The organism is Flavobacterium sp. CFS9, from assembly GCF_041154745.1.
Classification (GTDB): domain Bacteria; phylum Bacteroidota; class Bacteroidia; order Flavobacteriales; family Flavobacteriaceae; genus Flavobacterium.
Window position 1 is genome coordinate 350,253 of record NZ_AP031573.1, and the last position, 24,270, is coordinate 374,522.

Here is a 24,270-nt window from a genome sequence, read left to right on the forward strand (position 1 = left end):
AACAAAAAACACAAAAAAATTGCCACAGAAGTTGTGGCAAAACAAAAATAAAAATCAAATTTGCCACAACTTTTTGTTGATGAAGGAAATTTTATTTTCTTGAGGTATTACTTAACATTAGGCACCAAGTCAAGACGATTTGAAAATGAGTTCAGGCTGAAAGGGAAATAGAGGTTTTCTTTTTTTTTATATAAAATTGAAAAAACGCAAACTTTTGAGGGTTTGCGCGTTTTTTGTTAGAATTTTATTTTAAACTATCATAATTTATCAGCATCAATTAAATTATCTCCGAACCATTCTTTAGCAGTTTCAAATATTAAAGCATTCTCCGTTTCATTTATACCATGATAGTAAATCGCTAACTCTTCTTTTGCTCTCGTACAGCATACATAAAATATTTTTTGTGTTCTTTCTAAAACACTTTGACTTCCATTCTTTTCAAAAAGATATTTGAAATTGTAGTCATTCCATTTACCATTATCAAGTACGACTAATACATTGTCAAACTCGTCACCTTTAGTTTTGTGCTGAGTCGAAAACGGTGTTTTACCTTCTAAATAATTATACAAGTTTATGAACTCTGCAAAACTTACTTCTTTGACTTTATCATAGAGATATTTTTTTTCATCTTTAAATCTATTAAATCTATCATCTCTATTGCTATTTAAAAATCCTGATTCATTAACAAAAGATAGTATATCCTCTATTTTTTCATTTGACTTTGATTTTAAATCGTCAATGATCTTTTTCAATCTATTTTTAAAAGTTAGAATACCTTCTCCTTCATTTTTCTTTAGATCAATTGTTTGTAAAAATTCGTTGAATTTATTCTGCTCATAAAGATCTACACAAAATTGAATTTTATACAAAAACTTAATTAGTACGTCTCTGTTTGAACCTTTTTTACTTTCATCTTCCTCATTCTGTTTTTTATCATCTATTAAGTTATCTTTATCAAAAAAAAGAGATTTTACTTTTTCATACTTTTCTTCTTTTATTGTATCATATAAATGAGTATGCTTTCCATCAATCCCTTTATCTATCTCTTTCATTACTTTAATTACATAAATAAAATCAATCTCTGTAATTCCAGTTTCTTCCCTAAATTCACGAATTAATACTTTATGTTCTTCTTTAATTGTATTGTCATCAATTGGTTTAATTTTCTCTAATAAAGTAATTACTTCAGATTCATTTGAAGCATATGTGTTTTTTAAATTTTCTATAAATTTTAATACAGTAAAAGAACTTAAACCTAAACTTTCTATTTTAGTTTTTATCTCTAACTTTAATGTACTAATTAAATCTTTAACTACAATATTTTTATCATAAGAGAAATTTGTAAGACGTATATATTTTCTAATCGCTTGTAGATGTTTTACAATTGGATCTTTATCATATATCTCAATAAGACTAGGAAAACCAGCTTTTTTCGCTATTAAATTATGAGTAAGATTTAGTTCTTTTGTTTCTCTAGTATTTGTAAAATCCCAAGAATATGTATTTAACAAATCTTGTTTAACAACTTCATTCTTTTCATCTTGGCTATAATAAAAAATTATGCTTCCTTTTTTTACTTGTCCAGAATTTTTATCCATGTTTGGTGCACTCTGATCATCTGAATGACTTTGTTTTAAGCCATCAGTTCGCAATTCATTTGCTAAATCATAAATTTGTTTAGGATTTCTTCTATTTTGAGTTTTTTGTACTTCCCTTACCTTATCTCCTTCTCCAATATATCCATCTAAATTCCCAATTCCACCTTCATAAATAGATTGCATTGCATCTCCAAAAAATCCTACAACAGATTTTTTTTTACTATTTTTTAGATGATTTAAAAATATTTCTATTACTTCTTTTTGAGTATCTTGATACTCATCAATAAAAATAAAGGGAAATTTATCTTTTATTACGGAACATAATTTTACAGAGTGTTTAAACATCTTTTCCGCCAATAAAATAACTTCGTCATGTGAAATTATTCCATCAGCGATTCTTAGAAAATTATCATATTTAATTTTTTCTACTTTGTCATAATAATCGATCCCAACTTTCTGATTATTTACTGTATTAATTTTTGAATTAGGATCGTTTATCAATTCAATTAAATATCTTTTCAAATCGGTTTGATAATTACTTATACAATCCCACAGGAAATCATGAATAGTTGTTACATTTAAGTTTTTATGATTAACCCTTTCTTCTATCTCTTTTACCGCAGAATTTGTATAAGTCATACAAGCAACTTTAACAAACGGATTCTCTTCTATAACTTGTCTTATTACCTGAACTAAGGAATATGTCTTACCACTTCCAGCACCACCACTCAACAAAAAATTATTCCCGTTATCAATGTGTTCAAATATTTTTCGAACCTCTAACTCTAAATTTACTCTTTTCGTAACCATAATAACCCTTGTTTTATATATGCAGGAATTTTCCATTCGCTGTAATCTTCATCACTATTCAGGAGAATATCTAGAGCAAAAGAGCCTTTACTTTCAATACATTTTTCACCCAAATCATATGCGTCCTTTGTAGCATCATAAAATAATGCCATATTTTTTAATCCATTGAATTTACTTCTATTATTTTTTATGAAAGTGATGTTTTCATCTATATTAAAAAAAGCATCTTCAAAACTTCTAGGGCAATAATTCTTAACATCTTTTATTTGAAAAGCTATCTGCAAAAAACCGTCCTTACTATTAATCCAATTTGAATCTTTTAAAAATCTTTTTTCTTCTTCAGATTTGGACAGTAATTCAGAAAAATGCAAACCTGGGAAAAAGAAATTTAAAGTTGGATTTGTTGTTTTTTGCCCTTCTATAACTCTACAACTAAAATCAGCTTGTCTATCGTTACCTTTTGACGTTTTTTTTATCTCTCCTTTATCATTTCTAATAAAATCTTTTTTTACAGAATCTAAATCAGTAACAATCAAACTTTTTACTCCTATAAAATTTATAAATCTTTCGAAGATGTTTGCATAATTTCCTACCTCTACTATTGATATATTTTGTGAAAGCAATTCTAATTCATTTTCAAGTAATGATTCCTCTAAATCTATTTTTTTCATCATTGCAGGCAAAAGTATTCTCTCTGTATCACCTTCAATAAAAATTGCTTTATCAGCAAAAAATAGTTCAGACCTATTGAGGGTTAAATATTGTTTCAAAAATCTAAAATTCTGCTCCTGTCCTGCTTCAGAATATTCATTTTCTAAATCTTTTAGATTTTTTGATTTTATACTATTTTGATTTTCTTTTTTTAGATATTTTATTGAATTAAAATCTTTACAATTTGAAACGATATGTGATGAATGCGTCGATATTACATATTGAAGCTTCTTATCTACACATCCATTTTTTACAATTCCCTCTTCTAGAAGTGATTTAATATTAGTGATAAAAACATACTGCATTTGTGGATGAGTATGAGCCTCCGGTTCTTCAATAAACAACAAATTAATATCTGCTGGCTTTTCATCCTTACTTCTCTTAAATTCTTGAAGTAATATTTCAATTTCAAAAATCATACTTATAAGATTCATGTAACCTAAACCATTATAAAATTCAGGCAAAGAGCTGGACTCATCATGCTCGTAAATAACTGTGGTGTTACCTTTGAGTAGTTCTCTTCTCTCCAAAGATGAAATAATCTTTATAACGGATTCTCCTTTTTTAATACCTCCAAATCGTTCAACTTTCTTTACAATTCTTCCAAAAAGTGAAGCATAAACATTTGTAAGTGTTTCGTCTGTTTCACTTAATGTTTCCTTAAATTCTTCTATACTTTTACTATCTTCTTCATTCTTTTCACTTCTTTCATAAATTTGTGATGTTTGGGAAGAAAGAGTTTTATCCGCTTCTTTATTAGTAACATTTCTTCTGGCACTTATATATTTGAAATTTATAACATTCTTTAAATTTACTTTAGTTGAATTATTATCTAAATCAATAAATTGATCTTCAAATAAAACTTTATTTTTATAATCGTATGCTATAGATTTCTTTCTATGATGAAAATATTTATCTTGATATAACTTAAAAAAAATGTCAAAACCTTTCTGTTTGTATAATTTTCTTTCATTTTTAAGCTTACCTTTTTCTTTTTTTATAGATTCATCTAATTTTCTTTTCTCTTCAATTTTAAAAGTCTTAAAGTCAGACCTAAACAGCTTGTAATCATTAAAATGCAAAGAATAATCATATCCTAAAATCAAATAATTATTATCAGGGTCTAAATCCATCATTAATTTTGAAATGTTTTCAAAGTCATCTTCGTCGGTATAAGAAACTACCAATCTTAAAATAATTCCATGAATATTGTCATTATAATCTTTTTCAGTTAATTCATTGGGAGATTCAATTAACTTCCTAATCTCTTCCTTATACGATATGTTGAAATCATCCGATGAAATTTTTTTATTCTCAGATTGATTAATAAATTTATCTAAGGCGCTCAATATTGAGGTCTTTCCTGAATTATTTTTTCCCAAGAGTAGAGATAAATCATTCTCCAAATCTAATTTTAAATCTTTTAGAAGTCTAAAATTTCTAATTAATACAGATTCTATTATCATATTTTTATTTTATTTCTTTTTAAACTTAACAGCTATTTTCTCCTAAACTTAATCTAAATGAATAGATTGAATTATATCAGATAAAATCGATCAAATATGCAGAAGATTTCTATAGCTTTTTTACGGTTTTCCATAATCAATATAATTTTTGAATTATTGTTTGTTTTCAAATATATACAAACAAAAAGCCTTCAAACCAAGTACAAACCCCTGATTTAACCAAGAGCTTTTCTTAAGTTCCAAAATAAAAACACTGCTGCACAATTATTTTGCGCAGCAGTGTTTTACTCAATGAAAAACTATACCATTTATTTATTATTTTTTTTATTATTTAAGACGAGTTCTTCTTTGTCCTCTTTTCCAAAATTATAAGTAATATTCAAAAACCCAAGAAAGTTAGATTTCTCAATATCATACTTGATCGTTAAAGGAATCCAAATATCTTTAGTTACACGAATTCTGAAATCGGAACTCGCTAAAAAAGTATTCTTTTTTTCATCAGCTAATTTATTTTTCAAAATCGAATTATACTCCATATATAATTTTATTTCAAATACACTTTGGTCATTTCTTTTAAACATTTTATAGTTAAGACCAGCAGAATTTCTCAATTCTAATCTTTGAACACTCTTCTCTATTAAAGTGTCGGAGTAAATTAAATTTGATCTAATATCTAATTCCAGGTTTTTAAAACCTTGCAAAAAAACAGTCCCGAAAGTAAGTTTCTTATTATTCCCCTTATCGTTAGTAGTTCCATTTAAAGAAACCGTCCATAATGCTTTTTTTTCAAGATTGGAATATTCTTTTTCTCTTAATTCATGAATTTTCTCGATAAAATCTTTCAATTTTATCGATTTGTTTCGGTTTTCAAACTCAGTAATGATTTTATCAAAATAAATATTTGAATCATCTATTTTATCAAATTCTTTATTTGTCAGTATAGAGGCTGCTATATTTATAGCTTCCATTTTTTCACTAAACTTCTTGTCACCTGTTTTATCTAATTCACTAACAAGTTTATCTTGTATTTCAGATAATTTGCTAGTCCAAAATTTATATTCAAGTTCAAGTGCAGTTTTTGCAAAATTGGCAACGTCTTTGTCTCTCTGATTAATCAAAGCGTAAGTAATTCCGCCGGAAAATCCTTTGTAATTAAACTGTTCATCGAAATTAAGCTTCGTATTGAACTCTAAATTTCTTGAAAATTTCTGTTTAGCAAAAACTGTATCTGTTGTGATATTATCCCAAAAAATAGATTTAATACCGTATAAGGTAGAATTAAATTCGACACTTTTGTTTGGCCCCGTTAAATTACTAGTTCCTAATTGAAATAAATTAGACAAAACTTCTTTGTAATTTCCTGATTTTGAATCATCCGTAGCTTCTCTGAATTTTTGTACTTTTTCATCTTGCGCTAACACAACATGAGCAGACGTTAAAAGTAGCAAGCTTATAAAATATTTTTTCATGATCTGTTTATTTAAATTTCGAAATAAAATAATTCAGTAATGAATGGCTTCGTTGTCACTCTTTTAGCATTATGAAATGGTCCTCTGATAAAACTACCCAATACTTCTATTTCTGTTTTTCCATTTATAGCGTTCATTCCAAATAGTTTAAGGGTATAGCGACCGCTTTCTATATTAAAATCTTGATTAAAAGAAGTTGCAGATTCATACTCAATTTCTTTACGAGTATCCATGTTTTTGATTTCAACTCTAATTGAATCGGGTGCTGATCCGTTACTAATTCTAACTTTTACCTTAATTGTTTTCATGATTTCTATGTTTTTAGTTAACATCTCAAAAGTATCCTGATAACAGTATATCAATCAATTACCCTTTTGTGTGATATTTTATTTTTTACAATTCTCACTTTATTTTTTGTAAGTTTATTCTATGAATACCATTTGTCTTTTTTGAGTTAATTTCTAATATCACCCAAAAGGGTAATTGCGGTCAATGAACTTATTGTACAACTTTGTAAAAGAAAATGTAACGCCATGAAGATACAAGTAGCCATAGTAGAGGATGATAAGAATTACAATCAGGCCTTAAAAAATATCATCGATTTCCAGCAGGATATGGAATGTGTGGCTCAGTTTTTTAACGGTAAAAATGCTTTGCAAAAACTGGAAGCCTTAGAGCCAGACGTGGTTTTAATGGATATTCAGCTGCAGGATTTATCAGGTATTGATCTTGTTTTTAAATTAACAGATGTAATGCCAGGCACAACCTTCGTAATGTGCACCAGTTTTGAAAATGACGAAAAAATATTTTCGGCATTACGTGCAGGTGCAAGCGGTTATCTGGTAAAAGGAGATCCGCTGGACAAGATCATTCAGGCGATTCAGGAAGCTCACAAAGGCGGTGCCCCTATGAGTTTTGCGATTGCGAAGCGCGTTTTACAACATTTTCAGGAAACAAAAGTACAAGTACAAACCTTATCGTTACTGACTGTAACCGAAAAAGAAGTTCTTGACTTGCTGGCGCAGGGACTTCTCTACAAAGAAATTGCCGATAAAAAAAATGTCACCATCGACACCATTAAAAAACACATTGGCAATATCTACCGAAAACTACAAGTAAGTAACAAAATTGAAGCAATTAACAAGTTTAACACCAAAAACTAGAAATTATGGACACTCTAAAACTACAAGAAAAAGTTACTGAAAAAACAATCTCAAAAAATTATGAAACATTCGCACCAATAGTTCTTAAAATTATGCCGGATGTAGAGGTTGATTCAAGAAATGAAGCTTTAAGAAAACTAGCAATCGATAATATGATTTATGATTTCTCTATCGATTCAGAAAATTTCATTTCTGAAATATTTAATTCTTATGATAATGCCCCCATAGAAGAAAAGAAGGTACTAGATTACTTTAAAATATACTTCATACAAGATGATAATGATCAATTTTCAATTTGTTTTTCTATATCTTCTGTAGAAACCGAAAAAATTGGAGATAAAGATTTCTTTTTCAAAATTAATACTCACAAAATAGAAAAAATTGAGAAAGAAGCCTTTATAAAATATAGTACCAATTATAAAAATAAATTACTTCAAACAATTAATTCAAAAACCTGGATAGGTGGTCTTCAGATCAATAATACGGAAGCAGTTAGTTATAAACTTAAAGACCTCTATTTTTATATTCTAAAGCATTTTTTAATTAATTCCACACCCGAATCTAGTTACTCAGAATTGTTTTTTGAAATGATTAAATTTGAAGAAACTGCTCAAGAGTCTATAAATCAAAATAAATTGAGTGTAGTCGTTCGTGCACAAAGTGTTTCAAAAGGCAGAGCTCAGGCATACGACTTTGGAAGAGTTTATCCTTAACTAAATGGAAGTATTACAAATTGTTTACATAAGTTGTTTAAGCATAACAGCACTAAAAGCAATAGTTTTGGGCTGGAAATATACATTTCCGGCTCAAAACTATTTAGGTATTTATCTAATTGGGACTTTAAGTTTAGAAGTCTTTGGAGAAATTAAAGCCTACTTAAATCAATTTGACTTTGCCGTTTATTATAATATATATGCAGTATTCTGCATTTTATTTTTTGGAATCTACTTTTCAAAGATCTTTATCGGAAATTTTAAGCGAATGGGGTTATTCGTTTCATTCGTCCTTTTATCTTACTGTTTCATTTTTATTGATATTCTAAGCACAAAGTTTTTACCACAACTAGGAATATTGGTCGCTTTATTCTACATTTTTAATTCCATTTTGTGGTTTTATCAGAAACTTCAAATTCCGGTTGAAGGTAAGATCACCGACGATCAGAATTTCTGGATTTCAACCGCTTTACTTTTCTGGAGTACTTACATCATTTTTAGGTTTACACCTATGTATTTATTCGAAAAAGAAGATCTGTTTTTCTTAGAAATTCTAAGAAAAATTAGCTCTGTAGTCAATTTTATCATGTATGCTTTATTTTATTATGCCCTTATAAAATATGAGCGAATCACAAAAACCTCAACTAAATGAGCGAGCTGCCTCACGAAATAAAACTTACTTATATCATTGCCATCATGGTGATGCTGTTATTTGTTTGTTTTATAATTATGGTTGTATTTGTTTACAACAAAAAACAGCTTATTCAGCAGCAGGAAAACCAAATCAAAGAAAGCGAGTTTCAAAACCAATTACTCCAAAAAGAACTAGAGCGTCAAAAAGCGATTCAAGTAGAAAGAGAGCGAATTTCACAGGATATGCATGATGATCTTGGTGCCGGAATTTCGGCCATAAAACTTCAGGCAGAATTTTTAAAATATAAAATGCCTGAAGAAAGTTTTTCGGAAGATCTGGAAGTCATTATATCAACTTCAGAAGAGATGAATTTAGCCATGAGAGAAATTCTCTGGAGTCTGAATTCTCAAAATGATACTATTGGTAATTTTATAGAATATGTAAGTCTCTATGTCAAACGTTTTTTAGACAAGACTACTATAACATTTCAGCTAGATTCGAATATTATTGAAAAAGAAACCAATTTATCTGTAAAAGCCAGAAGAAATCTTTTTCTGGTAGTAAAAGAAGCCGTACATAATGTCTACAAGCACAGTCAGGCAACTACTCTACAAATTCAATTTGAACAGACTGAGGATGATCTTAAAATTACGATTAATGATAACGGAGTTGGATTTTCTGATACGATTCAAAAAGGAAATGGTATGAACAATATGTCACTTCGAATGGAAGCCATAAATGGCACTTTTAAAATTGTTCCTGCTCAAAAAGGGACACATTTATTGTTTGTGTGCCCCTTAGAAGATCAAATTTTAGAACAGTACAGCAAAGAATCTTTTTAAAACATCAAAAGCAGGCCTTTCCTTATTTATACAATTCTTCTCTAATTTTGATTATGGTTTGAACGGCCTTTTCTTCATCAGGTTTGTCAGGAAGATTTGAAGTTACGTAATGACTTTCTATTGAAGCAATTAATTGATCGGCCATTTCCAGTAAATCATCGTATTCTTTGTTTCCTGCTTTTATATCTAATAATTCATCCCGATTAGAAACTCTGATATTTAATTTTCCAGTGGACAAAATTTGCTCAGCAGTTTGTAAAAGCCTGATGGTGTGCATCATGTTTTTACTGTCATAATTCTTTCCGTGTTGTTGGTTCGTATTGTAACGATCTTCGTTACGCTTCTCAATCCAGTTCCAGTATTCAGTATATTCTTTGCAATACTTTGAATAGCCATCCTGATTACAAGACAAGTAACCCATTAGCTTTTCATCTTTTGGAATTGATGAAAGCGAAACTTCATTGGAGGTTTCTTTCTGAATAATTCCTTTATAGCCTAAAGTTTTATTTTCGTCATAAAACATCGCAAACATTCCTTTTGAATTAGGAAGATTTACCAAACCAATTTGTTCCTGATTCCAGTTATTCTCTTTTAAAAATGCCAATAAAGAAACTGTTTCGTATCCATTTAAAACATAACAAAAGTCCAAAAGGTTTTTCTTTTCCTTTGGCATTGGATTTACAATTTTCTTGTTTAAACCTCTCGCCTTTTTAATCTGAGTTACGGCATAACCTGCAAAAGAATCTTTGCAAAGTTTCGACAGAAAATCTTCTATTTTCAAGTACTCCATTAAGGGATGTTTGTACAAAATACAATCTTCCGGAGAAGCCAAAATTTCAAGTATATTGGGGTTGTTTTTAAGCAATAACTCTACAAAACGACCAATTTCGTAATACACTTCATCATTCGTTTCATTACTAACTTGCGGAATATAATCTAATCCAAAGAATCTTTCTTTAGGCAGATAATAAACCCCCTTAATATCGGTGTCAGATGTTGGAGTATTCAATCCAAAAGATTTACTCCCTGAAATGACTTCGAAAAGGATAAGGTTTTGAGATTTTAGGTTTTGGATGGTCATTTTACTAATTCTTGTTTTATAGTTATTTTAAAAAACAATTCCAGCTCTTCACTCAATCTTTTCCCACTTCCTAACTTACTCGCATTCTCTTGATTAAATTGTATCGTTTCCAATAAAAAATCGGTTATTAAAGTTTCTTTAGTGTGCAAATATTTTTCATCCTGATCGGCTTTTATATTTTGCAGCTCTATTATTTTCTCTTGTATATTCTGTGGTGCAATTGGCAATAAATCGGCAAAAGCAACGGGAGGAAAAGTATTCTTTTCTATAATCCATTTTCCTGCTAAAGCCGTTCTTAAAGCATAGAAATAACTTTTTAGTTTTACTTCTTCCATTTCGCAGACTTCCATGAAATTTTTCGTTGTTCCTAGATAGTGGTGTAAAACCGCTATTGGTGAAAAACATTCGACAGCTAGATCCTGCATTTGTTTTACAAAAGCATCATTCTGAAAATACACAACTGGCGAAAACAACCACTCCATCAAAGCGGTATTAGATTTTGCTAATAACTTTACGGATTTGCGTAAATCCCAGCCAGAACCATCAAGATCATCTTCGGTCATAAATTCGATCACATCGGATTTTTCCCAAAGTGACAAATAGTAATCTGGTTTGTGTTTGTATATAAAACGAATATCGTAATCGCTATCCGGAGAAGCAAATCCCCAGGCACGACTTCCTGATTCTACTGCAAAAAGTATCTCTACATCCTTCTGCTTTTCTATTTCTTTTAATTTTTCTAGTATTTTTTCTTTCATGATTGTTTTCAAATATTAAGTAAACAGGAAAGCTTTAAATCAAGTAATAACACATGATTTAAAAGCCAACAGATAATCTTTAGAATTAAACCTAAATCCCAAAAAAGCTTTTAGCATTTCGAGTCGTTTCCTCTGCAACCTTATCTAAAGTAATTCCTTTAAACTGTGCAATGGTTCCGGCCACATACGGCAGAAAAGCAGGTTCGCAACGACGTTCGTGGTATTTCTTCAAGAGGCTGTTCGGGACATTTTTAGGAAGCATAAACGGCGCATCGGTTTCGATCATCAGGCGGTCGAGCGGTACGTATTGAATCACTTCTTTTAAATGAGCGAAACGTTTAACATCTGAAATCGCTCCGGTAAAACCCAGGTAAAATCCGTGATCGAGATAGGTTTTGGCTTCCTGCAAGGTTCCCGTAAAACAATGCACCACGGCTTTGGGCAATTGCGGTAAATAGTCTTTGGTAATGTCCATAAACTTTGTAAAAGCAGCTCTTTCGTGCAAAAACAAAGGTTTCTGTACTTCAATCGCCAATTCGAGTTGGGCTTTATAGCAGGTTTCCTGTACATTTCGGGGCGAAAAATCACGATCAAAATCGAGTCCGCATTCGCCAACCGAAACTACCTGTTTTAGTTCTAATAGTTTTCGAAGTTTCGAAATACTCTGCGCATCGAAACTCTTCGCATCATGCGGGTGTATTCCTGCTGTCGCATACAGTACGCCCGGGTACTGTCTTGCCATCTTTGCAGATTCTTCGCTATTTCGTATGCTGGTACCTGTGAGTATCATCTGTGATACGTCGGCATCGAGCGCGTCTTGTACGACATCGTCTGTGTCGTTTTGGAATTGTTTATTGGTTAGGTTAATACCTATGTCTATGTATGTATTCATTTTTTTTTAAAAGTTTCTAAGGTTCTGAGAGACTAAGATGCTAAGCTTTTCCTCTTTGGAACCGATTATTTTTTTTTAAGTTGCAAAGACTCAAAGGGACAGAAGGACAAAGGTTTCTTCTCTTTGAGTCTTTGCTTAATTATTTTTTAAGCGTAATATTTGTCATTTCGACGGAGGAGAAATCTCCACAAGCAGCTCCGCAACGTGAGTCTAATCTTTGTAGAGTTTCTTGCTAAGATTTGCTTCGCCTATTCGCTATCGCTCGAGTCTCCTTACGTCGAAATGACAAAAATGCGGAAGAACCTTTGCGAGCCTTGCATAAATCCTAGCGTTCCTTGCGGTTAAAATTGCCAATCTTTGTCGAATCCTGCGTGTGATTTCTCCCTTCGATCGAAATGACATAAAATGAGAATAATCACTGTGATGAGAAACCTTAGAACCTCAGCATCTCTAAAGAAACTAATCCTCACGACTTCCATCATCCGCCATTCTCACCAGTTTCGGTGTAAATTTAGCTACAACATCCACTAAATCCTGTTGTGCTTCCATGACCTGATGGATATCTTTATAAGCCATTGGCGCTTCGTCCAGACCTGCTCCGATAAGCGTAACGCCATGATCGCTCAGGATCGATTTCATCTCGGTTGGCGTGATGTTTTTGATGGCCTGAGTTCGGCTCATTTGTCTTCCTGCTCCATGCGAAGCCGAATTAATAGCATTCTCCTCGCCTTTTCCTCTCACCAAAAACCCCGGTGCGGTCATACTTCCCGGAATGATTCCCATCACACCTTTTCCGGCTGGAGTTGCTCCTTTTCTATGCACGATCACCTCTTCTCCGTTCCAGATTTCTTTCCAGGCAAAATTATGATGGTTTTCAACTTTGGCTAAAATCGTTGCACCTAAAGCGCGTTCCATTTTGTTATGGATAACTTCATGGCATGCCGAAGCATAATCTCCCGCCAAATTCATCGCCAGCCAGTATTCCTGTCCCAATTGTGTGTTCATATCCAGATACGCTAAGTTTTTAGCCACTTCCGGAAGTTTACAAACGTCTTTTGCAATTTTAGTATAATGTCCAGCGATTGTAGCTCCCATTCCACGTGAACCGGAATGCGTTAACAAAGCGACATATTTCCCTTTCGGAATGTTCAAAACCGCATCGTCCTGAGCAAACTCCATGATTCCGAATTCCACAAAGTGATTCCCACCACCCGAAGATCCTAATTGCGACCAGGCTTTATCCTTCAAATTCTTTACAAACGGATTCATATTGAACGTTTCGTTCTCCAAAACCGCATGCTCTGATTTGTAATGACCGTGAAATCCGTGTCCCGCTCCAAAAATAGAATTCGCAATTAATTCTTTTTTGAATTTGGCTTCGTTTTCAAAGTAAAAAGCTTCCGGAATATCATAAACCGACAACGCCATTCTACACCCGATATCAACACCAACACCATACGGGATAATGGCATTTTTGGTAGCCAGAACTCCGCCAATCGGTAATCCGTAACCCTGATGTGCGTCGGGCATTAACGCTCCGGCAACGGTAACCGGTAATTTCATGGCTACTTCCATTTGTTTTCTGGCACCGTCTTCGATATGATCCAATCCGTAAGCCGAATACACATTCGGATTCTGATTTAAAGCAATAAAATCTTCCGGCTTTTCATTGGATTTTTCGATCAAAGCAACAGCCAGTTTGCTAAAGGTTTTATCGTCTATATAATTCTCCGGAGTTTCTAAGACGTTTTTGTAATGAGCAATCATTTCGTCTCTTGTAAATCCGTTTCTTTTGCTGTTTATTTTTAAGGCAATCCCGATTATTTTTCCTTCAGGGAATCCTAATTCTAATATTTCTGTACCGTTTATTTGTGTTTTCATTGTTTTTCTTTTTAAGGGACAAAGGCCCGGAGGTTCATAGGTGCAAAGGTTATGCACTGCTGCGCAGTTATTTTAAAATCTCCCACGATTCTCTTTTTGCAGTAATAAAATTTGATGAATTCTTCTAATTTCATCTACTATTGGCTTTATTTTGTATTCTACATTGAGCATTTTAAAAACTTGCTTATCATAAAAATATGCTCTAAAAAATGTTCTATTATCATCTACATAACTAAGTGGTCCAACGTATTTTTGCATCACTTTATATCTCTCGTTTTTTTGTAAAAAATCATCTAGTTTCTCATCAAAATGTTCCATAAGATTTCGCATATCTCTATTCTTTAAAATACTTGAATCACTTACATGATAAACCTCACGTAGCTTTTCTCCTCGTCTTTTATGATATACATCTTTGCTTGGAGGCCAAAAAAAACGAGAAATTCCTCCTACATTAAGAATAATATTTTGAAGTAAATCTAGAATCGCATTGTCATTTTTGCAATCATGATTTCCGTTTTTCCAAAATTTATTTAATGACTCAACATCATTCAAAATTGAACGTGTTTTATTAAATAAAGATTCAACGTAGAAAGCTTCACTAAAAGGATGGATTTCAAATTCTAAATTTCTCATAACTATTAATTTATTTTTCAAAGATTCAAACAATACTGCGCAGTTATTTTGCGTAGTTTTTTTATTTCTCGCAAAGTCGCGGAGTCGCTAAGGATTTGTTTTTTTAAGCCACAGATTATGAGAATTAAAAGATTTTCTTTATCATTTTATGTCATTTCGACGTAAGGAGACTCGAGCGATAGCGAACAGGCGAAGCAAATCTTCGTAAGTAATTCCATAACGAAAGCCTAATCTTTGTCGAGCTTCTCGTGAAGATTTCTCCTTACGTCGAAATGACAAATAGTGCCTGTAAACTAAACCTTTGAGCCTTTGCCGCTCTGAACCTTTGTACCTCTAAAGCATTAATCAACCAACAACTGCGTCACAACCGCAGGATTCATTGCCCATTGAGCTGTATAAACCTCATCAGCATTTTCATCTTCGGTGATTGTTAATCCCTGAGCTTCCGCTTTAAGCTGTAACAAGCTTCCGATATTCAATTTGCTGTTCAATTTTGACAATAGCGCCTGAACTCCTTTAAAATCCAAACCACCCACAACCTGACCTCCGAAAGTCATTTCCAACCAAACGATTTCTCTTTTGGCTACATCCAAAACTCCAAAGACCAAACCTTTCGCCACATTCTGCGTCACACTAACCTGGTGATCTACACATGACGGATCGTAGGCAACACCTGTTCTTTCCGAGATTTTCATCGGGTATTTACTGTTCATCCAACCTACTATCAAATTTGGTGTGATGCTTCCGTTGCTATACGCATTGCAGGTAAAAGTCACAAATTTAGCTTTGGCTTTTGCCAATTCGTCGATGTTGATGTTGATATATTCGGCAGTTCCAATTTTATTCGGAATACTTCTGATATCACCACTATGCTGGCAACCGGTTGTCGTCAATCGACTGAAAGAGCAAATATCAGAACGATCTTCGTAAGCGATATGACAGCTTAAATCCATATCCAGATGTTGTGCCGGTAGATCTATACCCCACTGCATAAACAATCGCACTTCGTTACCTTCAACCGGAAAACGGGTTCCCATTAAAGCAACTGGTAAATCCTGAACAGTATCACTTCGATCTCCTATCGAAACCGGAATGTTAAACAATTGCGGATCGATATAGATGGTTTTATTGGTGTTTTTAACCGCCGCGAATCTTTTTCTCATTGCCAAAAGACACAAATCCTCAATCTGACTTTTCATCTCCTCTAACTGCAATTCATCATATAAATTCAACAATGCATTTGGATTCACTCTTTTATTGGTTCCTCCTAAAGGCTTTACACTTCTTTGTATGTTTTTATCAAAATAATTGGATGCATACATGTTCAGCGTAAAGATCAGTCTGGCCGGAACTTTATCGATAATTTCAGAAAAATGAGCAATCGTTTCGTCTGCTCCAAACCAAAGCATATTCGAAAATAAAGAACGGGCAAACAACCCCGGACGTTGCTTTAACAACGCAAATGTTTTATCGGCATCAAACTTTAACCTTAACGAATTTACTTTTCCCTGCCAAACGTCATATACCTGATTGTAAAATACATCCATTAAAAAATTCAATTTCTCGAATCCTTTTCTTTTGCTGTATTCTGCCAAACGCAAGGCACGGATAAAACGAACCCACATTCCTCTTTTTGGATGCATGGTTTCGCACATAGCCTCAACTTCCATATCCATATTATTCAACCAGTTGGCCACCATCAAACATTCTTTTCGGGAATATTTCAATTTCAACTCTTTTTGAGACGCTATTCTCGCCTGAACGCTTGTATCCAGAGCACTGTAAAAATGCTGTCCATTTTTAGCAGCTCTTTTAACAATCGTTTTTGGCTCGATAATCTGAAGCATTCCTGTATTCTTAAACCATAAATATCTTAAAATATCCGTTGGAGTTTTCAAAAATTGCGAAGCCTCGTCTTCTTTACCGTTTTCAATCAAAAGATCGATCACCAGCATTAAAGTTTCCTTCATTGCTACTTCTGTTTTTGTTAAAGGCAAGTACTGCATCACCATTTTTAAGCTGTCTATCTGAGTAGCGTCTAAAGCAGTTTTGGATTGCAATAACGAAATATAGAACTCATTTAAATCTTTTTCAGACCACAATTCAAGCACTTTCAACTTGCTTCCTTGTCCTACTTTTTCGATTTTCCCAAATTCAAACGGAGTTCCACAGAATGGACAACCGTTGTATCTTTCTAACGGAAAAGTATTATCTAGGATAATATGTCCGCATTGCAATGTAGTTCCGTTTTTAGTTTTGAAAACATTTCCGAAATATGTAATAATATGATCCAAAACAGATTCTCCTGTTGGAACATTCCATTCTTTCACCAATGGTGTCCAGTTTTTATCGGTTCCTAAAACTTCTCTCAAAACTTCTAAAACCTCAACTTTATAAGTCGGATTCACATTGTTTAAAGCATGAAGCAAGGATTCTGAAAATGTAAATCCCAATTTTGAAACATTGGCTAACAAAACGGATGTTGTTCCTGATAAATTTGTAACGTCATTCACAATCATTTCTGACGGAATGAAAATAGCGTTCTGACGTAAACTGATTTTTAATAATGCTTTTGTTTTCATTTTTTTTAATTTTTAAAATTTAGATAATGGTGCTTCTGATTCTACCTAAAAGATTTGAAGTAAGAAGCACTTGACCTGAAATTGGAGGATAATGGACTAACTAAGCTAAAATGGAGCGGGCGACCGCGAAAGAAGTAAGTTAATCTTGACCCTCGTTTATTAATGATAATTTTAAAACTTGCCGGATTCGAACCGGAAATGCCGATATTCTGAAGTAAGTTTTAATTGATCATCAATAGAGAAGCAGATGGGATTCGAACCCACGACCCGGACATTAAAAGTGTACGAAGTAAGTTTTGATTGACCTTTTACCGATAATTTCAAAACTACCTGCTCTAACCGTTGAGCTACTGCCTCTATTATGATTGAAAAATAAAAAGGTAATGGTGTAAGTGTGTACGTTGGAAAGTTTTCTGAAGTAACTCAAACTTGACCTGTTTTATTCTTTATTCTATTTCTATGAACGTTTGTTTTTATTTCTGAACAAAGATTTCAAAACCACTACGCAATTATTTTGCGCAGTAAAAAAAGAATTTTAAATTTGAGTAAATATTAATATTAAAAAGGGCGTAAGTCCCGGAGGGATGTTAGAACTATAGATACATTTGAAGAGCCCCGGCGGGGCGACATATTCGATCAATGAAAGGAAAGTAAAAGGTGCCACTCCGCCGGAGCTTTTTAATCATCGTCTATAAACTAGCTGTAAATATTTCGCTCCTCCAGAGCTTTTCATTAGATTAAAATAAAAAATACCATATGGATTTAAAGGAAATTTATGCTGAATTACTCTCCGATATTGACTTTCCAGCAAATGAAATTCAGCAAAACTGGATGGATTTAGAAAAGGCCTATTCCAAAAAATCAAGGCATTATCACAATCTCACTCATTTAAAACAAATGATCGAGAGCTTTCAGGTCTATCGCGATAAACTTGAAAATCCGAATGAAGTATTATTTTCAATTTTTTATCATGATTATATTTATTCGGCTTCCAAAAAAGACAATGAACTTAAAAGTGCCGAGTTTGCTTTATCGATTCTTCCCGAAAATAGCCGCCTAAATAAGCAATTCATTTTTGATGCGATCTGTGCGACACAACAACATTTGCATAATAACGATGAAGACATTAACTGGTTAATCGATTTTAATTTGAAGATTCTTGCTAAAGATTGGGAAGATTATAAAATCTATTTGGAACAAATTAGAAAAGAGTACCGTATTTACCCTGATTTTCTCTACAAACCCGGACGTGCCAAAGCGCTGAAACATTTTCTGGAAAACGAGTTTATTTTTCAAACTAAGGAATTCAGGGATTTGTATGAGGAAAAAGCAAGATTAAATATTGAAAAAGAGATTTCATTATTAACGTAAATACGCGTGAGGGATTGAGGCGGTATCCTTTTGTGAAGAGAAACGGAACAAAAGATATAGCCGAAAGCCCGACCCGGAGGGGCACGCCCAAAAAAACAAACCATGTCACAAAACAAAAATGCCTTAATTCGGTACAAAACGATAGACAAATGCCTTCAAAATAAATACCGGCAATGGACTTTAGACGACTTAATCGAAGAATGCTCTGATGCTTTGTTTGAATACGAAGGCCGTGCTAACCCCATCAGCAAACGAACCATTCAGATGGATATTCAGCTCATGCGAAGTGAGAAACTGGGGTACAATGCTCCAATTGTGGTATATGATAAAAAGTATTATAAATACGAAGACGACGAATTTACGATAACCGATATCCCTTTAACCGAAACAGACATGAATGTGCTCACCGAAACTGTTTCGATGTTGAAGCAGTTTAAAGATTTCTCTCTTTTTAATGATGTATCGGACATTCTACAGCGTTTGGAGGATAAAATCTACGCCGAAAAATCGCATACCAAACCTGTTATCTATCTGGACAAAAATGAAAAGCTTAAAGGACTTCATTATCTGGACGAGATTTATCAGGCCATTATCAAAAAGGTAGTTTTGGTTATTACCTATAAATCGTTTAAATCTCAGGAAGAAACCAAATTTCACTTCCACCCTTTTATTTTAAAGGAATTCAATAACCGATGGTTTCTGGTGGGAAAGAAAAAAGGTTCACAGCCAATTACCAATTTGGCGCTTGACAGGATCATAGCCATAGATTACGATTTCAACATTCCCTATTTAGAAGAAAACTTTGATGCAGAGCTCTTTTATAAAAACGTAATTGGGGTAACCGTTAATACAGGTTTACAACCCAAAAAGATCGAACTTTGGATAGACGCAACCAACGCACCTTATGTGTTAACCAAACCTCTGCATCACACGCAGCGGCTCATTAAAGAAAATGATGACAAAAGCATCATCGTTCATTTATTTATTTCTCCAAATTACGAAATGGAACGTATTCTTTTAGGGTTTGGTGACGGCATCGAAATTATTAAACCCGAATACCTGAGAAATAGAGTAAAAACTATACTTCAAAAAGCAATTTCACGATATGATCCTGAAAATGCCATTGAATTAAAGCCATAATTTTTTACAAAATGCAGAATTTTATCTTATTATAAAACCATAAAACAATTTTTACAGCATAAATTTTGTTAAAACATCAAAAAAGAATAGTATATTTCAATTAAATTTTAATCGTAAACCCCTATAAATCAAAGGGATTTTTTAACTAACCAAAAAATTATTAAAAAATTATATGCATGCATAGTATTTTTTAATTATATTTGAAATCGATATAGTTACATATGAAAGAGAAAACAATAGATTATATTCTGCGTGCTACATGGCAAGCTGTATCAAGAATGTACAACGAAGAGGCTGCTAAGTACGATGCCACAATGGCTACCGGGTTTGCCCTTTTGAGTATAGATAAGGAAGAAGGAACCCCATCGACAGCTTTGGGTCCCCGAATGGGCATGGAAGCCACAAGCCTTACCAGAACATTGAAATCTATGGAAGATAAAGGTTTGATTGTTCGCAAAAAAAACCCAACGGATGGTCGCGGTGTTTTGATTTACCTGACCGAATTTGGAAAAGAAAAAAGAGATTTATCTAAAAATACAGTTCTGAAATTTAATGAAACGGTAAGAAAACATGTTTCTGATGAGAAACTAAACCATTTTATCGAGGTTTCTGAAATCATAAACGAATTAATTCAGGATAAGAACATATTCAATCAAACAGAAAAATCAGAAAATGAATAGCCTTAGTTTATAAGGAGTATTCAAATCAAATAAAAAACAAAATATTAACTATGAAACGCACAATTAAAAAAGTCGCTGTAATTGGATCCGGAATTATGGGTTCGGGAATAGCTTGCCATTTTGCCAATATTGGTGTTGAAGTTTTACTGCTTGACATCGTACCACGCGAGTTGACAGAAGCTGAAGCTAAAAAAGGATTAACGCTTGAAAGTAAAGCTGTTCGCAACCGAGTAGTAAATGAGCATCTGGCGAATTCATTAAAATCAAAACCATCTCCTATTTACAGTCAAAAATTCGCAAACCGAATCACCACTGGAAATACAACAGATGATATGGCAAAAATTGCCAATGTGGATTGGATTATTGAAGTAGTTGTGGAGCGTCTGGATATTAAAAAACTGGTATTCGAACAAATCGAGCAGTTCCGTAAACCGGGAACTTTAGTTACTTCGAATACTTCCGGTATTCCAATTCACTTCATGAGTGAAGGAAGAAGCGAAGATTTCCAACAACACTTCTGCGGAACTCACTTTTTTAACCCTGCGCGTTACTTAAAGTTATTTGAAATTATTCCTGGTCCAAAAACTTCAACTGAGGTATTGGATTTCTTAAACGAATACGGATCTAAATTCTTAGGAAAAACTTCGGTTGTTGCTAAAGATACTCCGGCGTTTATTGGAAACAGAATTGGTATTTACGGAATTCAGAGTTTATTCCATTTAGTAAAAGAAATGGGATTAACGATTGAAGAAGTGGATAAATTAACCGGACCGGTAATTGGCCGTCCAAAATCGGCTACTTTCCGTACCGTTGACGTGGTTGGTTTAGATACTTTGGTACACGTTGCCAACGGTATTTACGAAAACTGCCCGAACGACGAACAACACGAATTGTTCAAACTTCCGGATTTCATCAACAAAATGATGGAAAATAACTGGTTAGGAAGTAAAACCGGGCAAGGTTTCTACAAAAAAGTAGACAAGGATATTCTTTCTCTTGACTTAGAGACTTTAGAATACCGCGCTGCTAAAAAAGCAAATTTTGCGACTCTTGAACTGACTAAAACTATCGATAAACCGATCAATCGTTTTAAAGTTTTAGTAAAAGGAAAAGACAAAGCGGGAGAATTCTACCGTAAGAGTTTCGCCGGAATGTTTGCTTATGTATCCAACAGAATTCCTGAAATCTCAGACGAATTATATAAAATTGACGATGCCATGAAAGCTGGTTTTGGGTGGGAAAATGGTCCGTTCGAAATCTGGGACGCTATTGGTGTTGCCAACGGAATCGAAATCATGAAAGCCGAAGGTTTAGCACCTGCTGCCTGGGTTACTGAAATGTTAGCTTCCGGAAGTGACAGTTTCTATTCTGTAAAAGAAGGAGCAACTTTCTTCTATAATATTCCAACAAAATCACAAACTAAAGTTCCTGGACAAGATTCATTCATTATCCTGAACAACATCCGCGAAAGCAAAAAAGTCTGGAGCAACAGTGGAGCTATTATCGAAGATTTAGGAGACGGAATCTTAAACTTAGAATTCCAGTCTAAAATGAATACCATTGGTGGAGATGTACTTCAGGCCATCAATAAAGCCATTGACTTATCTGAAAAAGAATACCAAGGTTTGGTTATTGGAAATCAGGCAGCGAATTTCTCTGTTGGAGCTAATATCGGAATGATTTTCATGATGGCAGTGGAACAGGAATATGACGAATTGAATATGGCGATCAAATTGTTCCAGGACACAATGATGCGCGTTCGTTATTCTTCGATTCCGGTTATCGTAGCACCTCACGGAATGACTTTTGGCGGTGGATGCGAAATGAGTTTACACGCTGATAAAGTAGTAGCTGCTGCTGAGACTTACATGGGATTAGTGGAATTTGGTGTTGGTGTACTTCCTGGTGGTGGTGGATCTAAAGAAATGGCTTTAAGAGCTTCTGATTTATTCCGTAAAAACGACGTGGAATTAAACGTTCTTCAGGAGTATTTCCTGACTATCGCTATGGCTAAAGTTTCGACTTCCGGTTACGAAGCTTTTGATACCGGACTTTTACAACACGGAAAAGATATTATCGTAGTCAACAAAGACCGTCAGATTGCAGAAGCTAAGAAACACGCTTTGTTAATGGCAGAAGCGGGTTATACACAGCCTATCAGAAGAACGGACGTGAAAGTATTAGGAAAACAAGCTCTTGGAATGTTCTTAGTAGGAACGGATCAAATGCAAGCGGGTAAATACATTTCTGAGCACGATAGAAAAATCGCAAACAAACTGGCTTACGTCATGGCAGGTGGTGATTTATCTGAAGCTACTTTAGTATCTGAACAATATTTATTAGATATCGAACGTGAAGCTTTCTTGAGTTTATGTACTGAAAGAAAAACTTTGGAGAGAATCCAATATATGTTAACTAAAGGAAAACCACTTAGAAATTAGAAAATAGAACAAAGAGAATAGAATATAGATTTTAAGACTTAGTAAAGTCTATTTTCTATACTCTATCTTCTATACTCTTAAAAAACGAAACAAATGAAAACAGCATATATAGTAAAAGCATATAGAACCGCAGTTGGAAAAGCTCCAAAAGGGGTTTTCAGATTCAAAAGACCTGATGAATTAGCGGCTGAAACCATTCAGTTTATGATGGATGAACTGCCTGATTTCGACAAAAAACGTATCGATGACGTTATGGTAGGAAATGCCATGCCGGAAGCAGAACAAGGTCTTAACGTTGGACGTTTAATCTCTCTTATGGGATTAAAAGTAGAAGACGTTCCCGGAGTTACCGTAAACCGTTACTGTGCTTCAGGATTAGAAACGATCGGAATGGCAACTGCTAAAATCCAGTCAGGAATGGCAGATTGTATCATCGCCGGTGGTGCAGAAAGTATGAGTTATATTCCGATGGGAGGTTACAAACCAACTCCGGATTATAAAGTGGCTGCTGCAGGTCATGAGGATTACTATTGGGGAATGGGTTTAACAGCTGAAGCGGTTGCCAACCAATACAAAATCTCCAGAGAAGATCAGGATGAGTTTGCTTACAATTCTCATATGAAAGCCTTAAAAGCGCAGGCGGAAGGAAAATTCGACAAACAAATCGTTCCAATTACTGTTGAGCAGACTTTCATCAACGAAAATGGTAAAAAAGAAACCACATCATACGTTGTAAATAAAGACGAAGGCCCAAGAGCCGGAACAACTAAAGAAGCTTTAGCAGGTTTAAGAGCCGTTTTTGCTGCAGACGGAAGTGTAACTGCCGGAAACTCTTCTCAAATGAGTGATGGTGCGGCTTTCGTTTTGATCATGAGTGAAGAGATGGTAAAAGAATTGAATCTTGAGCCTATCGCACGTTTGGTAAACTTTGCTTCTTCTGGTGTTGAGCCAAGAATCATGGGTATCGGACCTGTAAAAGCAATTCCGAAAGCCTTGAAACAAGCAGGATTAACACTTAACGATATCGAATTAATCGAGTTGAATGAAGCTTTTGCTTCTCAGGCTTTGGCTGTTACCCGCGAATTGAACATCAACCCGGAAATCGTAAACGTAAACGGTGGAGCTATTTCATTAGGACACCCTCTGGGTTGTACAGGAGCTAAACTTTCTGTTCAGTTATTCGACGAAATGAAACGCAGAGGCAACAAATACGGAATCGTGAGTATGTGTGTGGGAACTGGGCAAGGTTCTGCAGGGATTTACGAGGTGTTATAAGAAAGCATTATTAAGTAAAGTATATACGTTCAGTTTGTCATTTCGAGGAACGAGAAATCTCCGCGACGATTTCCCACACAGCTGATAAACTTTGTAGAGCTGCTTACAGAGATTTCTCCTTCGTCGAAAT

At 33.9% G+C, this 24,270-nt stretch carries 19 protein-coding genes and 1 tRNA gene; 9 read left to right on the plus strand and 11 right to left on the minus strand.

Annotated elements, in window-relative coordinates:
- Window positions 1-257: 257 nt before the first annotated feature.
- From ACAM30_RS01245 to ACAM30_RS01260, 4 genes are all read right to left on the minus strand, one after another.
- Complete coding sequence (locus ACAM30_RS01245; protein WP_369616855.1) at window positions 258-2,408, minus strand: UvrD-helicase domain-containing protein; 2,151 nt, start codon at window positions 2,406-2,408, stop codon at window positions 258-260.
- On the minus strand, window positions 2,390-4,585 hold the full coding sequence (locus ACAM30_RS01250) for an ATP-dependent endonuclease (RefSeq protein ID WP_369616856.1): 2,196 nt from the start codon (window positions 4,583-4,585) through the stop codon (window positions 2,390-2,392). The genes ACAM30_RS01245 and ACAM30_RS01250 overlap by 19 nt, the downstream gene beginning before the upstream one ends.
- Window positions 4,586-4,893: 308 nt before the next feature.
- The gene (locus ACAM30_RS01255; RefSeq protein ID WP_369616857.1) at window positions 4,894-6,054 is read right to left on the minus strand and encodes a hypothetical protein; all 1,161 of its coding nucleotides are present in this window, start codon (window positions 6,052-6,054) and stop codon (window positions 4,894-4,896) included.
- An 11-nt stretch (window positions 6,055-6,065) separates the two neighbouring features.
- Entirely contained in the window at window positions 6,066-6,362 is a 297-nt protein-coding gene (locus ACAM30_RS01260) for a hypothetical protein (RefSeq protein WP_369616858.1), read from the minus strand.
- Between the two features lie 225 nt (window positions 6,363-6,587).
- Between ACAM30_RS01260 and ACAM30_RS01265 the strand changes: the two genes are divergently transcribed.
- From ACAM30_RS01265 to ACAM30_RS01280, 4 genes are read left to right on the plus strand one after another with little or no spacing between them, the layout of a single operon-like run.
- Window positions 6,588-7,217 carry a response regulator transcription factor gene (locus tag ACAM30_RS01265; protein ID WP_017496092.1) on the plus strand — a complete coding sequence of 210 codons (630 nt, stop codon included), beginning with the start codon at window positions 6,588-6,590 and terminating at the stop codon, window positions 7,215-7,217.
- 5 nt (window positions 7,218-7,222) lie between these two features.
- Complete coding sequence (locus ACAM30_RS01270; RefSeq protein ID WP_369616859.1) at window positions 7,223-7,930, plus strand: hypothetical protein; 708 nt, start codon at window positions 7,223-7,225, stop codon at window positions 7,928-7,930.
- A gap of 4 nt (window positions 7,931-7,934) precedes the next feature.
- Window positions 7,935-8,582 carry a hypothetical protein gene (locus tag ACAM30_RS01275; RefSeq protein WP_369616860.1) on the plus strand — a complete coding sequence of 216 codons (648 nt, stop codon included), beginning with the start codon at window positions 7,935-7,937 and terminating at the stop codon, window positions 8,580-8,582.
- Window positions 8,579-9,406, plus strand: a complete 828-nt coding sequence (locus ACAM30_RS01280; RefSeq protein WP_369616861.1) for a sensor histidine kinase — start codon at window positions 8,579-8,581, stop codon at window positions 9,404-9,406. Before ACAM30_RS01275 ends, ACAM30_RS01280 begins: the two co-directional genes overlap by 4 nt.
- A 22-nt stretch (window positions 9,407-9,428) precedes the next feature.
- On the opposite strand, the gene ACAM30_RS01285 is transcribed toward ACAM30_RS01280, so the two are convergent.
- The 7 genes from ACAM30_RS01285 to ACAM30_RS01315 all read right to left on the minus strand — a co-directional run bounded on the left by ACAM30_RS01285 (window position 9,429) and on the right by ACAM30_RS01315 (window position 17,590).
- Window positions 9,429-10,487 carry a nucleotidyltransferase domain-containing protein gene (locus tag ACAM30_RS01285; protein WP_369616862.1) on the minus strand — a complete coding sequence of 353 codons (1,059 nt, stop codon included), beginning with the start codon at window positions 10,485-10,487 and terminating at the stop codon, window positions 9,429-9,431.
- Window positions 10,484-11,245 carry a nucleotidyltransferase domain-containing protein gene (locus ACAM30_RS01290; RefSeq protein WP_369616863.1) on the minus strand — a complete coding sequence of 254 codons (762 nt, stop codon included), beginning with the start codon at window positions 11,243-11,245 and terminating at the stop codon, window positions 10,484-10,486. The genes ACAM30_RS01285 and ACAM30_RS01290 overlap by 4 nt, the downstream gene beginning before the upstream one ends.
- 91 nt (window positions 11,246-11,336) lie before the next feature.
- On the minus strand, window positions 11,337-12,137 hold the full coding sequence (locus tag ACAM30_RS01295) for a TatD family hydrolase (protein WP_369616864.1): 801 nt from the start codon (window positions 12,135-12,137) through the stop codon (window positions 11,337-11,339).
- A gap of 459 nt (window positions 12,138-12,596) precedes the next feature.
- A complete protein-coding gene (locus ACAM30_RS01300; protein ID WP_369616865.1) occupies window positions 12,597-14,018 on the minus strand; it encodes an RtcB family protein in 1,422 nt (473 codons plus the stop codon).
- Window positions 14,019-14,090: 72 nt separating this feature from the next.
- Window positions 14,091-14,651: a hypothetical protein gene (locus ACAM30_RS01305; RefSeq protein ID WP_369616866.1), complete on the minus strand. Its 561-nt coding sequence runs from the start codon at window positions 14,649-14,651 to the stop codon at window positions 14,091-14,093.
- Window positions 14,652-14,992: 341 nt separating this feature from the next.
- A complete protein-coding gene (locus ACAM30_RS01310) occupies window positions 14,993-17,233 on the minus strand; it encodes a hypothetical protein (RefSeq protein ID WP_369616867.1) in 2,241 nt (746 codons plus the stop codon).
- A gap of 239 nt (window positions 17,234-17,472) precedes the next feature.
- Window positions 17,473-17,590: transfer RNA gene (locus tag ACAM30_RS01315), tRNA-OTHER, on the minus strand.
- 399 nt (window positions 17,591-17,989) lie between these two features.
- Here ACAM30_RS01315 and ACAM30_RS01320 point away from each other — a divergent pair.
- The 5 genes from ACAM30_RS01320 (at window position 17,990) to ACAM30_RS01340 (ending at window position 24,140) form a co-directional block, all read left to right on the plus strand.
- Window positions 17,990-18,604: a hypothetical protein gene (locus ACAM30_RS01320; protein WP_369616868.1), complete on the plus strand. Its 615-nt coding sequence runs from the start codon at window positions 17,990-17,992 to the stop codon at window positions 18,602-18,604.
- A 102-nt stretch (window positions 18,605-18,706) separates the two neighbouring features.
- A complete protein-coding gene (locus ACAM30_RS01325) occupies window positions 18,707-19,744 on the plus strand; it encodes a helix-turn-helix transcriptional regulator (RefSeq protein ID WP_369616869.1) in 1,038 nt (345 codons plus the stop codon).
- Window positions 19,745-19,965: 221 nt separating this feature from the next.
- Window positions 19,966-20,424 (plus strand): MarR family winged helix-turn-helix transcriptional regulator, encoded by a 459-nt coding sequence (locus ACAM30_RS01330; RefSeq protein WP_017496101.1) that lies wholly within the window; start codon window positions 19,966-19,968, stop codon window positions 20,422-20,424.
- A 50-nt stretch (window positions 20,425-20,474) separates the two neighbouring features.
- Window positions 20,475-22,865 (plus strand): 3-hydroxyacyl-CoA dehydrogenase NAD-binding domain-containing protein, encoded by a 2,391-nt coding sequence (locus ACAM30_RS01335; RefSeq protein WP_369616870.1) that lies wholly within the window; start codon window positions 20,475-20,477, stop codon window positions 22,863-22,865.
- Between the two features lie 93 nt (window positions 22,866-22,958).
- The gene (locus tag ACAM30_RS01340; RefSeq protein WP_369616871.1) at window positions 22,959-24,140 is read left to right on the plus strand and encodes an acetyl-CoA C-acyltransferase; all 1,182 of its coding nucleotides are present in this window, start codon (window positions 22,959-22,961) and stop codon (window positions 24,138-24,140) included.
- Window positions 24,141-24,270 lie beyond the last annotated feature (130 nt).

What these genes read in the sequence shown, in the direction of transcription:
- ACAM30_RS01245 (WP_369616855.1), bottom strand. Translation starts at nt 2,408, where the DNA reads ATGGTTACGAAAAGAGTAAATTTAGAGTTAGAGGTTCGAAAAATATTT.
- ACAM30_RS01250 (WP_369616856.1), bottom strand. Translation starts at nt 4,585, where the DNA reads ATGATAATAGAATCTGTATTAATTAGAAATTTTAGACTTCTAAAAGAT.
- ACAM30_RS01255 (WP_369616857.1), bottom strand. Translation starts at nt 6,054, where the DNA reads ATGAAAAAATATTTTATAAGCTTGCTACTTTTAACGTCTGCTCATGTT.
- ACAM30_RS01260 (WP_369616858.1), bottom strand. Translation starts at nt 6,362, where the DNA reads ATGAAAACAATTAAGGTAAAAGTTAGAATTAGTAACGGATCAGCACCC.
- ACAM30_RS01265 (WP_017496092.1), top strand. Translation starts at nt 6,588, where the DNA reads ATGAAGATACAAGTAGCCATAGTAGAGGATGATAAGAATTACAATCAG.
- ACAM30_RS01270 (WP_369616859.1), top strand. Translation starts at nt 7,223, where the DNA reads ATGGACACTCTAAAACTACAAGAAAAAGTTACTGAAAAAACAATCTCA.
- ACAM30_RS01275 (WP_369616860.1), top strand. Translation starts at nt 7,935, where the DNA reads ATGGAAGTATTACAAATTGTTTACATAAGTTGTTTAAGCATAACAGCA.
- ACAM30_RS01280 (WP_369616861.1), top strand. Translation starts at nt 8,579, where the DNA reads ATGAGCGAGCTGCCTCACGAAATAAAACTTACTTATATCATTGCCATC.
- ACAM30_RS01285 (WP_369616862.1), bottom strand. Translation starts at nt 10,487, where the DNA reads ATGACCATCCAAAACCTAAAATCTCAAAACCTTATCCTTTTCGAAGTC.
- ACAM30_RS01290 (WP_369616863.1), bottom strand. Translation starts at nt 11,245, where the DNA reads ATGAAAGAAAAAATACTAGAAAAATTAAAAGAAATAGAAAAGCAGAAG.
- ACAM30_RS01295 (WP_369616864.1), bottom strand. Translation starts at nt 12,137, where the DNA reads ATGAATACATACATAGACATAGGTATTAACCTAACCAATAAACAATTC.
- ACAM30_RS01300 (WP_369616865.1), bottom strand. Translation starts at nt 14,018, where the DNA reads ATGAAAACACAAATAAACGGTACAGAAATATTAGAATTAGGATTCCCT.
- ACAM30_RS01305 (WP_369616866.1), bottom strand. Translation starts at nt 14,651, where the DNA reads ATGAGAAATTTAGAATTTGAAATCCATCCTTTTAGTGAAGCTTTCTAC.
- ACAM30_RS01310 (WP_369616867.1), bottom strand. Translation starts at nt 17,233, where the DNA reads ATGAAAACAAAAGCATTATTAAAAATCAGTTTACGTCAGAACGCTATT.
- ACAM30_RS01320 (WP_369616868.1), top strand. Translation starts at nt 17,990, where the DNA reads ATGGATTTAAAGGAAATTTATGCTGAATTACTCTCCGATATTGACTTT.
- ACAM30_RS01325 (WP_369616869.1), top strand. Translation starts at nt 18,707, where the DNA reads ATGTCACAAAACAAAAATGCCTTAATTCGGTACAAAACGATAGACAAA.
- ACAM30_RS01330 (WP_017496101.1), top strand. Translation starts at nt 19,966, where the DNA reads ATGAAAGAGAAAACAATAGATTATATTCTGCGTGCTACATGGCAAGCT.
- ACAM30_RS01335 (WP_369616870.1), top strand. Translation starts at nt 20,475, where the DNA reads ATGAAACGCACAATTAAAAAAGTCGCTGTAATTGGATCCGGAATTATG.
- ACAM30_RS01340 (WP_369616871.1), top strand. Translation starts at nt 22,959, where the DNA reads ATGAAAACAGCATATATAGTAAAAGCATATAGAACCGCAGTTGGAAAA.